Origin of the sequence: Pantoea dispersa, from assembly GCF_019890955.1 — a bacterium.
Taxonomy (GTDB): domain Bacteria; phylum Pseudomonadota; class Gammaproteobacteria; order Enterobacterales; family Enterobacteriaceae; genus Pantoea; species Pantoea dispersa.
In genome coordinates this window covers 3,926,453-3,941,028 of record NZ_CP082346.1, presented here as the reverse complement: position 1 = coordinate 3,941,028, position 14,576 = coordinate 3,926,453, and the positions used below count along the sequence as shown (strand labels likewise).

The following is a 14,576-nucleotide window of genomic DNA, read 5'->3' as shown; positions in this document are numbered from 1 at the left end:
CCCTCAGACGACGTCACCGTAAGGAGTGAGCATGTCATCGCAGCAGATTGAGTGGGATCAGCGGCTTATCGAAAAATACAATTACGCCGGTCCGCGTTACACCTCCTATCCCACCGCGCTGGAATTCAGTGAAAGCTTTGGCGCGTGCGATTTTCAGCGCGCGGTTGAGCGCTATCCCGAGCGCGCCCTGTCGCTGTATGTGCATATCCCGTTCTGCCATCGTCTGTGTTACTTCTGCGGCTGCAATAAAATCGTGACGCGCCAGCTGCACAAGGCCGATCGCTATCTGGAGGTTCTGGCGCAGGAGATTCGTCAGCGCGCACCGCTGTTTGCCGGCCGTCGCGTTACGCAGCTGCATTGGGGCGGCGGCACGCCCACCTTCCTTAATCAGCAGCAGGTCAGCCGGCTGGTGGCGCTGCTGCGCAGCCATTTCGACATCGCTGACGACGTTGAGATGTCGATCGAAGTCGATCCGCGTGAAATTGAGCTGGAGATGATCGATCATCTGCGCGCAGAGGGCTTCAATCGCCTGAGCATGGGCGTGCAGGATTTCAACAAGGCGGTGCAGGAGCGGGTCAACCGCGTTCAGGATGAAGAGACCATTTTCGCCCTGGTGCAGCGTGCCCGCGCGCAGGGATTCCGCTCAGTCAGTCTGGATTTAATCTACGGCCTGCCGCTGCAGACGCCAGAGAGCTTTGCCTTTACGCTGCAGCGGGTGATTGCGCTCAATCCGGATCGCCTTAGCGTCTTCAACTATGCGCACATGCCTGCGCTGTTTGCCGCTCAGCGCAAAATCAAAGATGAGGAGCTGCCGACGGCGGCGCAGAAGCTGCAAATCCTGCAGCAAACCATCGCGACGCTGACCGATGCGGGATACCAGTTTATTGGCATGGACCATTTTGCCAAACCGGATGATGAACTGGCGGTGGCGCAGCGCGCCGGCGTACTGCATCGCAATTTCCAGGGTTATACCACGCAGGGCGAAACCGAACTGCTCGGACTGGGGGTTTCGGCCATCAGCATGCTGGGCGACAGCTATGCGCAGAATCAGAAAGAGTTAAAAGCCTGGTATGCCAGCGTTGAGCAGCAGGGCCATGCGCTGTGGCGCGGTTTAACCCTGAGCGAGGATGATTGTCTGCGGCGGGATGTAATTAAAGCGCTGATCTGTAACTTTGCGCTGGATTTTGCCGACATCGAAGCCCGGTGGCCAGTGGTGTTTGAACGCTATTTTTCTGAGGATTTAGCGCTGCTGGCGCCGCTGGTGGCCGACGGCTTGCTTGAGATAGGTGAGCGCCGGCTGCAGGTCACCGGCATTGGCCGTCTGCTGATTCGCAACATCTGCATGTGCTTTGACCGCTATCTGCGGCAGAAAGCGCGCATGCAGCAATTTTCGCGGGTAATTTAAGCATAAAGGGAGCCAGCGCTCCCTTTATGTTAACTGAACAGACTGACGCTGATGGCGCAAACCACGGCGGCCAGCGCGGTTTGCGGTGAGTGAGTCACAGCATTACCGATTGCCGCCACGTTATGCGCGATCAGCTGGATGACAGATTGCAACATGTTAGCCTCTCCCGATTGCCGCCCGTATGATACTGAACGGCACCGGTCTGTACAGATGTTACGCGCAGAAAGTGTGCAATAAATAACCCTTTTACACTTTTCCGCGTTATTCCATGCCCAGTTCTTTCAGTTTACGCGTGAGCGTATTGCGGCCCCAGCCCAGTAAACGTGCCGCTTCCTGCTTGTGGCCCTGCGTATGACGCAGCGCAGTGGTCAGCAGCGTACGCTCCATCTCCGGCTGTGCTTCTGACAGCAGGTTTTGATGACCGGAACGCAGCGCGCGGTCTGCCCACTGCGCCAGCAGCGTTGCCCAGCTGTCCGGCAGCGACTGCACCGGATTTTCCGGCGTACTCGACTCAAACAGCTCCGGCGGCAGATCCTGAATCAGCACTTCCTGGCCCGCGGCCATCACCGTCAGCCAGCGGCAGGTGTTCTCCAGCTGACGCACGTTACCCGACCAGTGCAGTCGCGTCAGCGCGGCTTCGGTCTCTGGGTGCAGAATTTTCGCTTCCACGCCCAGCTCACGCGCTGCGACCTGCAGGAAGTACCGCGCCAGACGCGGAATATCCTCGCGACGTTCACGCAGCGGCGGCAGATGCACGCGAATCACGTTGAGGCGGTGGAACAGGTCCTCACGGAATTTGCCCTCCTGCACGCGCAGCTCCAGATTCTGGTGGGTAGCGGCGATGATGCGCACATCCACTTTGACCGGCGCATAGCCGCCAACACGATAGAACTGGCCATCGGCCAGCACGCGCAGCAGGCGCGTCTGTACATCAAGCGGCATATCGCCGATTTCGTCGAGAAACAGCGTGCCGCCATCGGCCTGCTCAAAGCGGCCCTGACGAATCTGGTTCGCGCCGGTAAACGCGCCTTTCTCGTGGCCAAACAGCTCCGATTCGATCAAATCCTTCGGGATCGCCGCCATATTCAGCGCGATAAACGGGGATTTGGCGCGCGGGCTGTGGCGATGCAGCGCATGCGCGACCAGCTCTTTACCGGTACCGGACTCGCCGTTGATCAGCACGCTGATCGACGAACGCGACAGACGGCCGATGATGCGGAAGACATCCTGCATCGCCGGCGCTTCGCCGATGATGTCGGTGGTCGGGCCGCTTACCGGCTGATTGCGCGGCTGCTGCTGCTCCTGATAGTGACTGATGGCGCGCTCTACCAGTGCGACCGCTTCATCAATATCAAACGGCTTAGGCAGGTAATCAAACGCGCCCTGCTGATAAGCGCTGACCGCCGCGTCGAGGTCCGAATGCGCGGTCATAATGATGACCGGCAACATCGGATGACGCTGTTTGATCTGCTTCAGCAGCGCCAGACCATCCATGCCTGGCATACGAATATCCGACAATAATACGTCCGGGGTTTTGGTCGAGAGCGCATCCAGCACCTCGTTGCCGCTGTCAAAGGTGGCGCAGCTTAAACCGGCTCCAGTGAGCGCACGTTCAAGCACCCAGCGGATGGAGCTATCGTCATCGACGATCCAGACTATCCCTCGTTGCATAGAAACCTCACTGGCGAATAGGCAGGTAAACCGAGAATTCGGTGTGGCCTGGCCAACTGTTAAATTCAATTTTTCCCGAATGCTGATCGATCAGGCTGCGGGCGATAGAGAGACCTAAACCGGTGCCGCCTTCGCGTCCGCTGACCATCGGATAGAACAGCGTATCCTGCAGCTGGGCCGGAATGCCCGGGCCATCATCTTCAATGTCGATACGCGCCACCAGCCGGTAACGCGTGCCGTGTAACGTCAGCTGAAACGCGGTACGGGTGCGGATGACAATGGTGCCGCCCGCTTCGCCCAGCGCCTGCAGCGCGTTACGCACCACGTTGAGCAGCACCTGCTCAATCTGGTCCGGGTCGTGCGGCAGCTCCGGCAGGCTGGGGTCATAATCACGCACCAGCGAGACGTTTTCCGGCAGCTCCATCGACACCAGGTTAACCACACGTTCAGCCACCTGATGGATGCTCTGGGTCACGTGCAGTCCGGGCTGCTGCGGACCCAGCAGGCGGTCGACCAGGTTACGCAGCCGGTCGGCCTGCTCAATAATCACTTTGGTATATTCATTCAGCGCCGGATCGGGCAGGGCGCGCGATAACAGCTGTGCCGCGCCGCGCAATCCGCCGAGCGGGTTTTTAATTTCGTGCGCCAGGCCGCGTACCAGATCGCGCGCGGCAACCTGCTGGGCGTGCTGAATCTGCTCCTGGCTGAGACGGCGCTGATTATCCATCGGCGCCATTTCCAGCAGAATAAATCCGTCGGGTAGACGCTGTGCCGTGAGCGACATAATGTGTGCGCGGCCATCCACCACTAACGTGACTTCGCTATCGGTAAAGCCCTGGCCTGCCCCTAAACTCTCGCTCATTACCTCAATGTTCAGCGAAAAATAGCCGGTAAGTTCCGGTAAGGGCGTGCCGAACAATTTTCGTGAGCTTTGCGCCAGTAACTGCTGGGCCGCCGGGTTGGCGTAGTGGATAACCAGATCGTTATCGACCAGCAAAATACTGTTGATCAGGGAGTTGAGAATCTGCCCCGCGTCGGGCAGCGTGCCAGTTGCCATACAGCGTTCCTCTGCACTAAATTAGTGCATTATAGCCTTTGGGGACGCAAATCTATCCGTCGAACGATGAATTCGCGGTGAAAAAAGCCCATCCGGAGATGGGCTAAAGTTTCCACGGCAACAAAAAATCTTCAGCGCCATGATTAGCACCGTCGCGGCGATGGCGGCTACGGTGCATCTGCGCGAATCTTTTAAGGATTAAACGCTGTAGTACAGTTCGAACTCAACCGGGTGCGGCGTCATGCGTACGCGGTCGTTGTCAGCTTTACGCAGTTCGATGTAAGCATCGATAGCGTCGTCGGTGAACACGCCGCCACGGGTCAGGAACTCGCGGTCTTCGTTCAGTGCATTCAGCGCTTCTTCCAGTGAACCGGCCACTTTTGGAATCTCAGCTTCTTCTTCCGGCGGCAGGTCGTACAGGTTTTTGTCCATCGCATCGCCAGGGTGGATCTTGTTGATCACGCCGTCGAGGCCGGCCATCAGCAGTGCGGTGAACGCCAGGTATGGGTTAGCCGCTGGATCCGGGAAGCGCGCTTCGATACGACGTGCTTTCGGGCTGGCCACCACCGGGATACGGATAGAGGCAGAACGGTTACGTGCTGAGTAAGCCAGCATTACCGGTGCTTCGTAGCCTGGGACCAGACGCTTGTATGAGTTGGTGGTCGGGTTTGCCAGGGCGTTGATGGCTTTAGCGTGCTTGATGATACCGCCGATGTAGAACAGGGCAGTTTCAGACAGGCCGCCGTATTTGTCGCCAGAGAACAGGTTTACGCCGCCTTTAGACAGTGACATGTGGCAGTGCATACCGGAACCGTTGTCGCCAAACATCGGCTTCGGCATAAAGGTCGCCGTTTTGCCGTAGGCGTGCGCGACGTTGTGCACGACATATTTGTAGATCTGAATTTCGTCAGCTTTCTTGGTCATGGTGTTGAAGCGGGTAGCCACTTCGTTCTGACCCGCGGTTGCCACTTCGTGGTGATGCGCTTCAACCACCAGACCCATCTGCTCCATGGTCAGACACATGGCAGAACGGATGTCCTGTGAAGAGTCAACCGGTGGCACCGGGAAGTAGCCGCCTTTCAGACCTGGACGGTGACCTTTGTTACCGCCTTCGTACTCTTTACCGGTGTTCCAGGCTGCTTCGATGTCGTCGATAGCCACGTGTGAGCCGGAAGTTGAAGAGCCGAAACGGATGTCGTCAAACAGGAAGAACTCTGGCTCAGGTCCGAACAGTACGGTGTCGGCGATGCCGGAAGAACGCAGGAACTCTTCTGCGCGCTTGGCAATGGAGCGCGGGTCGCGATCGTAGCCCTGCAGCGTGCCTGGCTCGAGAATGTCACAGCGGATGATGAGCGTCGGATCTTCGAAGAACGGATCCATTACGGCAGTTGTTGCATCCGGCATCAGCACCATGTCTGATTCGTTAATGCCTTTCCAGCCGCCGATGGAAGAGCCATCGAACATTTTGCCTTCTTCGAAGAAGTCAGCGTTAACCTGGTGAGCAGGGATAGTAACGTGCTGTTCTTTACCTTTAGTATCGGTAAAACGCAGGTCAACAAACTTAACTTCGTGCTCGTTCATCATCGAGAGAACGTGTTCAGCGGACATACTCAACTCTCCTGGAAATGGTCATTTTGTCGTCGTGGTGAGAGAACTTCTGTTGCCGGGAATGTGTCACGACTACTGACCACCCCTGACCAAGATCTCGGCAAGCTCTTCAACCGTTGTGCAACTGTCGTTTTCGCTTAAAAGATATAAAGCGAATTCTGTGCCAACTTTATTACAATGGTGAAAATGGCGCTGTGATGCGCCCTGCGGTGAGACGACGGCTGCACCAGCGTGGATGGAATGCACCAAAATAGTGCCGTCAGTTTAGGGGTAAGCACTTAAATGGTGCAAAGCGCCATCAAAGTGCAGCTTAATGCACCGTTATTGGTGCTAAAAACGCGCACTGCGAGAATCTTTCGGCGAAAACTGTGATCATGTTCAGTCTTTCGCTTAATCCGTGTACAATACCGCGTTATTTCTATAATGCCTGAGGCAAAGCTGTGATCGAAAATTTGCGTAACATCGCCATCATCGCGCACGTTGACCATGGTAAGACCACCCTGGTTGACAAACTGCTGCAACAGTCCGGTACTTTTGATGCCCGTACCGAAGCGACTGAGCGCGTGATGGACTCCAACGATTTGGAGAAAGAGCGTGGGATTACCATCCTCGCGAAAAACACCGCCATCAAATGGAACGACTACCGTATCAACATCGTTGATACCCCGGGACACGCCGACTTCGGTGGTGAAGTTGAGCGCGTCATGTCCATGGTGGATTCGGTGCTGCTGGTTGTAGACGCGATGGATGGCCCTATGCCGCAAACCCGCTTCGTAACCAAGAAAGCCTTTGCCCACGGTTTGAAGCCGATTGTAGTCATCAACAAAGTTGACCGTCCTGGCGCGCGTCCGGATTGGGTTGTTGACCAGGTATTTGACCTGTTCGTCAACCTCGACGCGACTGACGAGCAGCTCGATTTCCCGATCATTTATGCGTCTGCGCTGAATGGTATCGCCGGTCTGGATCACACCGACATGGCTGACGACATGACCCCGCTGTATCAGGCCATCGTCGACCACGTTTCTCCACCGCAGGTTGAAGTTGAAGCCCCACTGCAGATGCAGATCTCGCAGCTGGACTACAACAACTACCTCGGCGTAATCGGTATCGGCCGCATCAAGCGCGGTAAAGTGAAGCCAAACCAGCAGGTTACTGTAATCGACAGCGAAGGGAAAACCCGTAACGCGAAAGTCGGTAAAGTGCTGGGCCATCTGGGTCTGGAGCGTATTGAATCCGACCTGGCTGAAGCGGGCGACATCATCGCTATCACCGGTCTGGGCGAGCTGAACATCTCCGACACCATCTGCGACACGCAGAATGTGGAAGCGCTGCCGGCGCTGAGCGTGGATGAGCCAACCGTAACCATGTTCTTCAACGTCAACACCTCACCGTTCTGTGGTAAAGAAGGTAAGTTTGTGACGTCGCGTCAGATCCTTGAGCGTCTGAACAAAGAGCTGGTGCACAACGTAGCGCTGCGCGTAGAAGAAACTGAAGATGCTGATGCATTCCGCGTATCCGGTCGTGGTGAGCTGCATCTGTCAGTTCTGATCGAGAATATGCGTCGTGAAGGCTACGAGCTGGCGGTATCCCGTCCGAAAGTTATCTACCGTGAATTCGAAGGCCGCAAGCAGGAGCCATTCGAAAACGTTACCCTCGACATCGAAGAAACCCATCAGGGTTCAGTGATGCAGGCGATGGGTGAGCGTAAAGGCGACCTGAAAAACATGGATCCGGATGGTAAAGGCCGCGTACGTCTCGACTACGTGATCCCAAGCCGTGGTCTGATCGGCTTCCGTAACGAATTCATGACCATGACTTCCGGTACCGGTCTGCTGTACTCCACCTTCAGCCACTACGACGACGTGCGTCCGGGCGAAGTGGGCCAGCGTCAGAACGGCGTGCTGATCTCCAACGGTCAGGGTAAAGCGGTTGCCTTCGCCCTGTTCGGCCTGCAGGATCGCGGTAAGCTGTTCCTCGGTCACGGTGCGGAAGTGTATGAAGGCCAGATCATCGGTATTCACAGCCGTTCTAACGACCTGACCGTAAACTGCCTGACCGGTAAGAAACTGACCAACATGCGTGCGTCAGGTACTGACGAAGCGACCACCCTGGTACCACCGCAGAAAATGACGCTGGAGCAGGCTATCGAGTTCATCGATGACGACGAACTGGTAGAAGTGACGCCGCAGTCAGTACGTATTCGTAAACGCCACCTGACCGAGAACGATCGCAAACGCGCGTCTCGCGGCAGCAAAGAGTAAGCGAAATCGTCTGATAATGAGCCCCGCACCCGCGGGGCTTTTTTTTGCCTGCCGTCTGAGGCAGCGCGACCCGCACGAAATCAGACCCCGCTTGCGGAATGCGGATTTCCCCTAAGCGTACCTGTTCAGGCTTGCCTTTTACCGCTAGAGTGAATGATCCAGGGAACGTAGAGGAGAGGTGTCATGCTGTACATCTTTGATTTAGGCAATGTGATTGTTGATATCGATTTCAATCGGGTACTCGGCGTCTGGAGCGATCTGGGACGCGTGCCGCTTGCCACGCTGCAGAGCCGTTTTCGCATGGACGAGACCTTCGAGCAGCACGAGCGGGGCGAAATCAGCGACCCGGAGTTTGCCGCGCGGCTGTGTGACCAGCTCGATATTGCCCTGAGCTATCCGCAGTTTACCGCTGGCTGGCAGGCGGTGTTTGTCGGCGTGCGTCCGGAAACGCTGGCGATCATGAACCAGCTGCGCGCCAGCGGCGAGCGCGTGGTGATTATGTCTAACACCAACCAGCTGCATTTCGAGTTCTGGCCAACGCAGTATCCGGAAGTGCAGCAGGCTGCCGACCACATCTATATGTCGCAGGATATCGGCATGCGCAAACCAGAAGCGCGCATCTGGCACTACGTACTGGAGCATGAAGGCTTCACCGCCGATCAGGCGGTATTCTTTGATGACAACCAGGCCAATGTTGATGCGGCGCGCGCGCTGGGCATTGAGAGCGTGCTGGTCGAAGATGCGAAAACTGTGCCTGACTGGTTTGCGAGCCGTCGCTGAGTGACCATGCGAACTCATCTGCGCCACTCGGCGCATGCGTTTTTCCTGTGGATCAAACTGCTGTGGCGCCGCATCGATGAAGACAACATGACCATGCAGGCCGGTAATCTGGCCTACGTGTCGCTGCTGGCGCTGGTGCCGCTGATTGCCGTGGTATTCGCGCTGTTTGCCGCCTTCCCGGTGTTCTCCGACATCAGCGTGCAACTGAAGAACTTCATCTTCACTAACTTCATGCCGGCCGCCGGGGATGTGATTCAGCGCTATCTCGATCAGTTTGTCGCCAACGTCAACAAAATGACGGCGGTGGGGGCGGTCGGGCTGATTGTCACTGCGCTGCTGCTGATGCACTCGGTCGACAGCGCACTCAACGCCATCTGGCGCAGCGACAAGCCGCGCCCGATGGTTTACTCCTTTGCGGTCTACTGGATGATTCTGACGCTGGGACCGCTGCTGGCCGGTGCCAGTCTGGCTATCAGCTCCTATCTGCTGTCGCTGCGCTGGGTGAACGTGACCGGCGTCACCAGCCTGATCGATCAGGCGCTGCGCATCTTCCCGCTGGTTTTGTCGATTCTCGCCTTCTGGCTGCTGTACAGCATTGTGCCGACGCGGCGCGTGCCGGGACGCGATGCGTTGATAGGTGCGGTGGTCGCGGGTCTGCTGTTCGAGCTGGGCAAAAAAGGCTTCGCGCTCTATGTTACGATGTTTCCTTCGTATCAGTTAATTTACGGCGTGCTAGCGGTGATCCCCATCCTGTTTCTGTGGGTTTACTGGACCTGGTGTATTGTGTTGTTAGGCGCGGAAGTGACCGTCACGCTGGATGACTATCGCCAGTTAAAACAGCAGGAACGCGATAAAGAACGAGAGGAAACATGATTGCTTTGATTCAGCGTGTGACGCGCGCCAGCGTCAGCGTGGATAACGCCACGGTGGGCGAAATTGGCGCCGGTCTGCTGGTGCTGCTGGGGGTGGAAAAGGGCGATGATGAGCAGAAATCACAGCGCCTGGCGGAGAAAGTGCTGGGCTACCGCATTTTTGGCGATGAGAACGACAAAATGAACCTCAGCGTACAGCAGACAGGCGGTAGCGTGCTGGTGGTTTCGCAATTCACCCTGGCGGCCGACACGCAAAAAGGCATGCGTCCCTCTTTTTCTGGCGGCGCGCATCCAGCGGAAGCCGAGCGCCTCTATCACGACTTCAGCGATCGCTGCCGGGCGCTGGGCGTCACCACCGCCAACGGGCGCTTCGCCGCCAATATGCAGGTTTCGCTGATTAACGATGGTCCGGTGACCTTCTGGTTACAGGTGTGAGATTTTTAGCCGAGCGGCAAGGGATCAGCCACGCAAGCTCCGAACGAGAGAATCACTTTATGTATCATCTTCGCGTACCGCAAACGGCGGAAGAGCTGGATATGTATTACCAGTTCCGCTGGGAAATGTTACGGAAGCCGCTGCGCCAGCCGCAGGGCTCAGAACGTGATGCCTGGGATGCGCTGGCGCATCACCAGATGGTGGTGGATGAGCACGGCAAACCGGTAGCGGTAGGCCGGCTGTATATCAATGCGGAAAATGAAGCGGCGATCCGCTTTCTGGCGGTGCATCCGTCGGTGCAGGGCAAAGGGCTGGGTACGCTGGTGGCGATGACGCTGGAGTCGGTGGCGCGCCAGGAAGGGGCCAAACGCGTCACCTGTAGCGCGCGCGAGGATGCGGTGGAGTTCTTTGCCAAGCTCGGCTTTGTCAATCAGGGCGAAATTACCGCACCGCAAACCACGCCGGTGCGTCACTTCCTGATGATTAAACCGGTGGTGACGCTGGATGATATTCTGCATCGCGCCGACTGGTGTGGACAGCTGCAGCAGGCGTGGTACGAACACATCCCGCTGAGCGAAAAGATGGGCGTGCGCATTCTGCAGTATACCGGGCAGAAGTTTGTTACCACCATGCCGGAAGCCGGCAACCAGAACCCGCACCACACGCTGTTTGCCGGCAGCCTGTTTTCACTCGCCACGCTCACCGGCTGGGGATTGATCTGGCTGCTGCTGCGCGAACGCCATCTCGGTGGCACCATCATTCTGGCCGATGCACATATTCGCTACAGCAAACCCATCAGCGGACGGCCCGGCGCCATCGCCGATCTCGGCTCGCTGAGCGGCGATCTCGACCGGCTGGCGCGCGGACGAAAAGCACGCGTACAAATGGAGGTGGAGCTGTTTGGGGATGATGAGCTGGGCGCGGTGTTTGAAGGTGTCTACATCGTGTTACCCGCCGATCCCGACGGACCGCTGGAAGAGGGCGGTTCAGGCGCGCGCATTAATTAACCACGCAGCGCGCAACAAAACCACAGGGTCACTCTGCATGGCGTAATGCTTGCCAGCTAAGATTCAAATGCATTCAACAACAGTTGCATTTTTGGTAGCGGCGCAATTTATTGCGCGATAAATCGCGCCGCTACAAGAATTGTGCGATTGGCGATGGCCTGACTCGCCCGCATCGCGCTTTTTAGCGCGATCGATCATGCAATCACTGCACCTGCCCGCCACGCATCGTCTGCTGCAGCGACTGCGTATCCGTCGTCACCGACAAACTGCCTTCTGCGCTGGTACGCAGCGGGGCGTCCGCGCTGAGCGAACCCTTCAGCTGCAGCTGCAAATTACTGCTACCGCTCAGCGGCAGCGCAGGCCAGCCCCAGTTTTGCAGCACGTTTGCCGGTACCGCCTGGCCTTTCAGGTTCAGCGTAAACGGACGCTGTGCTTCCTGTCCTGCGGTTGCCGTGCCTTCCAGTAATCCGCTACCGTTAAAGGCGCTCATCTCGCTGACCTCAATCTGCCGATCGCTGGCGTTCAGGCTAATCGACGGATGGCGCAAATCGGTGCGGTTAAAGGTGGCTTCCGCCGCGTTAAAGCTGGCTTTGCCCGCCCAGATGCCCCATTGATGCTGGCGCGCCAGCAGCAGATTTTCTGCATTACCGTCGAGCGCGGTCATCTGGAACGGGAAGGCCGGATTGATATCAATCACCAGGTTACGGTTAGCCGTCGCACGCTTCACCAGCACGCTATCCAGCCAGCCCGGCAGCGTCTGCTGCCAGCGATCGCGCCAGTTTTGCGGCAGCGTGTATTCCAGGCCGGCAATGGCTAAATCGTCAAGCGTCAGGCGCTTATCGCTGCGCGTCCAGCTGCCGCTGGCGCGAATCACGCCGTTGACCCAGCGTGAGCTGAACTGCGTCAGCTGAATGCCCTGCGGTGAGAATTCGGCGTTGACGATCGGATCGTTGAGTTCAAAGCTGCCGTTAATAAAGTTGCCGGCGTTCATGGCCAGCGAACCGTCGTCGCTCTGCCAGTCATCGCCGCGCAGTGTAATGTTCTTCAGGGTCAGATCGAGATCGGTCACCGCCCAGTCCGGGCCCTGCAGGCGCGCATCGGTCATATCCAGCCGGTTGATGCTCACCGAAGGCACGTCACGCAGCGGACTGAGGAACTCGCTCAGGCTCTGCTGAGTTTGCAGGCGGATATCGTTAAGACGCAGCTGGTTGATTTGCCAGTTACCCTGCGCGTCGCGCTCGGCACGTCCGGTCATTGAGCCGCGCGCCAGATCGGCGCCGATATTGCTCAGCACCAGCCGGCGTTTGGCGATATTGCCCTGCAGCAGCACGTTGTTACCGGCGACGCCGTCCAGCGTCATGGCACCTGCGCTCATCTGGAACTGCGCATCGCTGCCCAGCATATCGTCAGGCGTGGGCTTCCACGGCACAATGCCGCCGTTGACCCGCTGCGCCGCCAGCGGCAGGGCGCTGTGCGGGCTTTCGATCTGCACATTATTGAGCTGCAGCCGGTTGGCCTGAATCGGCAGCGTGGTTTGTGGTGACTGGTTAGCGAGGTTGATGTCGCCGTCGCGCACTTCAATGCTGTCGAAATGCAGCGGATCGCTGAACTGCACCAGTGCCAGACCGAGATCGACGCGCTTCGCCACCAGTACCGCCGGCTGGCCGTCGTGGCCGAAGCTGAAGTCATCCAGGATGATGTGGGAAGGCGAGGAGAAGTTGTGCTCAATCTTACTCAGCGACAAATGCCAGGCGGTTTTATCGCTTACCCAACGGCTAAACCAGCCTGCGCCCCACTGGGTTTGCAGCAGCACATAGAGAACCACCAGCGCCAGCAGAATCAGCAGTAACAAGGTAAGGAAAAACTTGCCTAAAAATTTCATCGCATCCATCCATCCCGATATTTATCCGGTGAGTGGTTGTTATGCCTGAATTACCGTTACAGCTCAACAGCCTGGATGAAAAAGCGGATAAATAACAGGCAGGCCGTAGCCTGCCAGCAGCATTACTTTTCCTGTGGAAAGACGAGGTTAAGCACGATAGCGGTGATACCCCCGGCGGCGATGCCGGATGACAGCAGGGTTTTCAGCCAGTCCGGGGCAAATTGCAGGATCAGCGGCTGTTGCGATACGCCAAGGCCCACCGCCAGCGACAGCGCGATGATCATAATGGCGCGGCGATTGAGCGGTTCGCGCGACACGATGCGCACGCCGGAAGCGGCAATGGTACCAAACATCACGATGGTGGCACCGCCCAGTACCGGTTCCGGAATATGCTGCACAAAGCCGCTCACCGCCGGGAACAGGCCGAGTACGATCAGCATCAGCGCCACCACAAAGCCCACGTAGCGGCTGGCCACGCCGGTCAGCTGAATCACCCCGTTGTTCTGACCAAAGCAGGAGTTAGGGAAGGTGTTGAACAGCGCCGACACAAACGAGTTGAGACCATTGGCCAGTACGCCGCCTTTCAGACGCTTCATATACAGCGGACCGCTGACCGGCTGTTCGGAGACATCGGAGGTGGCGGTAATATCGCCGATGGTTTCCAGCGAGGTCACCATAAACACCAGCATTAGCGGAATTAGCAGATTCCAGTCAAAACCCAGGCCGTAATAGAGCGGCGACGGCACGGCCAGCAGCGCCTGGTTGGTGGGTGCAGAGGTAGCGGGCAGCATATCCAGCGCCCAGGCCAGCGCATAACCCACCGCCATGGCGATCACCAGCGACGCGACGCGCAGATAAGGGTTGCGCTGACGGTTGAGCAGGATGATGACCAGCAGCACGGCACCGGCCAGCAGCAGATTTTTCGGCGCACCAAAGCTGTGATCGTTCATGGCGGCGAAGCCTCCGCCAATCGAGGTCAGGCCGACCTGAATCAGCGACAGACCGATAATCATCACCACAATGCCGGACACCAGCGGCGTGATGATGCGGCGCGCGAGGTGCAGCACGCGTGACAGCAACATCTCGGTACAGGAAGCCACCATCAGGGTACCAAACAGCGCTGCCATCATGGTCGGCACATCGGCGCCGCCGTTTTTCAGCGCCATACCGCCCATGATCAGTGGCGTGACAAAGTTAAAGCTGGTGCCCTGAATCGACAGCAGGCCAGAACCCACCGGTCCCCAGGTTTTAATTTGCAGAATGGACGCCACGCCCGAAGCAAACAGCGACATGCTGATGATGTGCTGCGTATCCTGCGCCGGTAAGCCGAGCGCCTGGCATATCAGCAGTGCCGGGGTAATCACCGCCACAAACATCGCCAGCAGATGCTGGCAGGCAGCAAACAGCGTTTGCGGCAGCGGCGGACGATCTTCAAGACGGTAAATCAGTTCACTTTTGCTCTCGCCTGGCGCAGTGGCAGGCTGGCGGGATTCAGCAGTATTGACGGACATGGTGGCTTCTCAATAACAACAAAGGGGCGATTTTAAACGGTTGCGTTGTGAAAGCAATCGTTTGCAGTACCCCTTTTGGTTGTGATT

The 14,576-nt window shown here is 57.6% G+C and carries 12 protein-coding genes; 6 read left to right on the top strand and 6 right to left on the bottom strand.

The annotated features are described in order from the left end of the window. Nucleotides 1-31: 31 nt before the first annotated feature. Nucleotides 32-1,405: an oxygen-independent coproporphyrinogen III oxidase gene (gene hemN, locus K7H94_RS18380; protein WP_222951448.1), complete on the top strand. Its 1,374-nt coding sequence runs from the start codon at nucleotides 32-34 to the stop codon at nucleotides 1,403-1,405. A 29-nt stretch (nucleotides 1,406-1,434) separates the two neighbouring features. Here hemN and K7H94_RS18375 read toward each other — a convergent pair whose 3' ends face one another. The 4 genes from K7H94_RS18375 to glnA all read right to left on the bottom strand — a co-directional run bounded on the left by K7H94_RS18375 (nucleotide 1,435) and on the right by glnA (nucleotide 5,741). Beyond that, the gene (locus tag K7H94_RS18375) at nucleotides 1,435-1,560 is read right to left on the bottom strand and encodes a YshB family small membrane protein (protein WP_021507120.1); all 126 of its coding nucleotides are present in this window, start codon (nucleotides 1,558-1,560) and stop codon (nucleotides 1,435-1,437) included. A 106-nt stretch (nucleotides 1,561-1,666) separates the two neighbouring features. Next, nucleotides 1,667-3,076, bottom strand: a complete 1,410-nt coding sequence (glnG, locus tag K7H94_RS18370; protein WP_031279642.1) for a nitrogen regulation protein NR(I) — start codon at nucleotides 3,074-3,076, stop codon at nucleotides 1,667-1,669. Between the two features lie 7 nt (nucleotides 3,077-3,083). Beyond that, a complete protein-coding gene (gene glnL / locus K7H94_RS18365; RefSeq protein WP_021507118.1) occupies nucleotides 3,084-4,133 on the bottom strand; it encodes a nitrogen regulation protein NR(II) in 1,050 nt (349 codons plus the stop codon). A 198-nt stretch (nucleotides 4,134-4,331) separates the two neighbouring features. Then, nucleotides 4,332-5,741: a glutamate--ammonia ligase gene (gene glnA / locus K7H94_RS18360; RefSeq protein ID WP_031279641.1), complete on the bottom strand. Its 1,410-nt coding sequence runs from the start codon at nucleotides 5,739-5,741 to the stop codon at nucleotides 4,332-4,334. Nucleotides 5,742-6,181: 440 nt separating this feature from the next. Between glnA and typA the strand changes: the two genes are divergently transcribed. The 5 genes from typA to fabY all read left to right on the top strand — a co-directional run bounded on the left by typA (nucleotide 6,182) and on the right by fabY (nucleotide 11,096). Beyond that, nucleotides 6,182-8,002: a ribosome-dependent GTPase TypA gene (typA, locus tag K7H94_RS18355; protein ID WP_058771001.1), complete on the top strand. Its 1,821-nt coding sequence runs from the start codon at nucleotides 6,182-6,184 to the stop codon at nucleotides 8,000-8,002. Between the two features lie 183 nt (nucleotides 8,003-8,185). Further along, nucleotides 8,186-8,782: a glucose-1-phosphatase gene (yihX, locus tag K7H94_RS18350; RefSeq protein WP_215800508.1), complete on the top strand. Its 597-nt coding sequence runs from the start codon at nucleotides 8,186-8,188 to the stop codon at nucleotides 8,780-8,782. A 6-nt stretch (nucleotides 8,783-8,788) separates the two neighbouring features. Continuing rightward, nucleotides 8,789-9,655, top strand: coding sequence for a virulence factor BrkB family protein (locus K7H94_RS18345; RefSeq protein WP_222951447.1), 867 nt, complete (start codon nucleotides 8,789-8,791; stop codon nucleotides 9,653-9,655). Then, nucleotides 9,652-10,089 (top strand): D-aminoacyl-tRNA deacylase, encoded by a 438-nt coding sequence (gene dtd, locus K7H94_RS18340; RefSeq protein ID WP_021507113.1) that lies wholly within the window; start codon nucleotides 9,652-9,654, stop codon nucleotides 10,087-10,089. The genes K7H94_RS18345 and dtd overlap by 4 nt, the downstream gene beginning before the upstream one ends. A 59-nt stretch (nucleotides 10,090-10,148) precedes the next feature. After that, entirely contained in the window at nucleotides 10,149-11,096 is a 948-nt protein-coding gene (fabY, locus tag K7H94_RS18335) for a fatty acid biosynthesis protein FabY (protein WP_021507112.1), read from the top strand. 202 nt (nucleotides 11,097-11,298) lie between these two features. Here fabY and K7H94_RS18330 read toward each other — a convergent pair whose 3' ends face one another. Both K7H94_RS18330 and K7H94_RS18325 read right to left on the bottom strand, forming a co-directional pair. Beyond that, complete coding sequence (locus K7H94_RS18330) at nucleotides 11,299-12,978, bottom strand: AsmA family protein (protein WP_058775530.1); 1,680 nt, start codon at nucleotides 12,976-12,978, stop codon at nucleotides 11,299-11,301. Between the two features lie 122 nt (nucleotides 12,979-13,100). Further along, nucleotides 13,101-14,489 (bottom strand): nucleobase:cation symporter-2 family protein, encoded by a 1,389-nt coding sequence (locus tag K7H94_RS18325; protein ID WP_104094268.1) that lies wholly within the window; start codon nucleotides 14,487-14,489, stop codon nucleotides 13,101-13,103. Nucleotides 14,490-14,576: the final 87 nt, after the last annotated feature.

Bases quoted from the DNA above. Each gene is read 5' to 3' on its own strand.
- hemN (WP_222951448.1), top strand. From the start codon at position 32: ATGTCATCGCAGCAGATTGAGTGGGATCAGCGGCTTATCGAAAAATAC.
- K7H94_RS18375 (WP_021507120.1), bottom strand. From the start codon at position 1,560: ATGTTGCAATCTGTCATCCAGCTGATCGCGCATAACGTGGCGGCAATC.
- glnG (WP_031279642.1), bottom strand. From the start codon at position 3,076: ATGCAACGAGGGATAGTCTGGATCGTCGATGACGATAGCTCCATCCGC.
- glnL (WP_021507118.1), bottom strand. From the start codon at position 4,133: ATGGCAACTGGCACGCTGCCCGACGCGGGGCAGATTCTCAACTCCCTG.
- glnA (WP_031279641.1), bottom strand. From the start codon at position 5,741: ATGTCCGCTGAACACGTTCTCTCGATGATGAACGAGCACGAAGTTAAG.
- yihX (WP_215800508.1), top strand. From the start codon at position 8,186: ATGCTGTACATCTTTGATTTAGGCAATGTGATTGTTGATATCGATTTC.
- K7H94_RS18345 (WP_222951447.1), top strand. From the start codon at position 8,789: ATGCGAACTCATCTGCGCCACTCGGCGCATGCGTTTTTCCTGTGGATC.
- dtd (WP_021507113.1), top strand. From the start codon at position 9,652: ATGATTGCTTTGATTCAGCGTGTGACGCGCGCCAGCGTCAGCGTGGAT.
- fabY (WP_021507112.1), top strand. From the start codon at position 10,149: ATGTATCATCTTCGCGTACCGCAAACGGCGGAAGAGCTGGATATGTAT.
- K7H94_RS18330 (WP_058775530.1), bottom strand. From the start codon at position 12,978: ATGAAATTTTTAGGCAAGTTTTTCCTTACCTTGTTACTGCTGATTCTG.
- K7H94_RS18325 (WP_104094268.1), bottom strand. From the start codon at position 14,489: ATGTCCGTCAATACTGCTGAATCCCGCCAGCCTGCCACTGCGCCAGGC.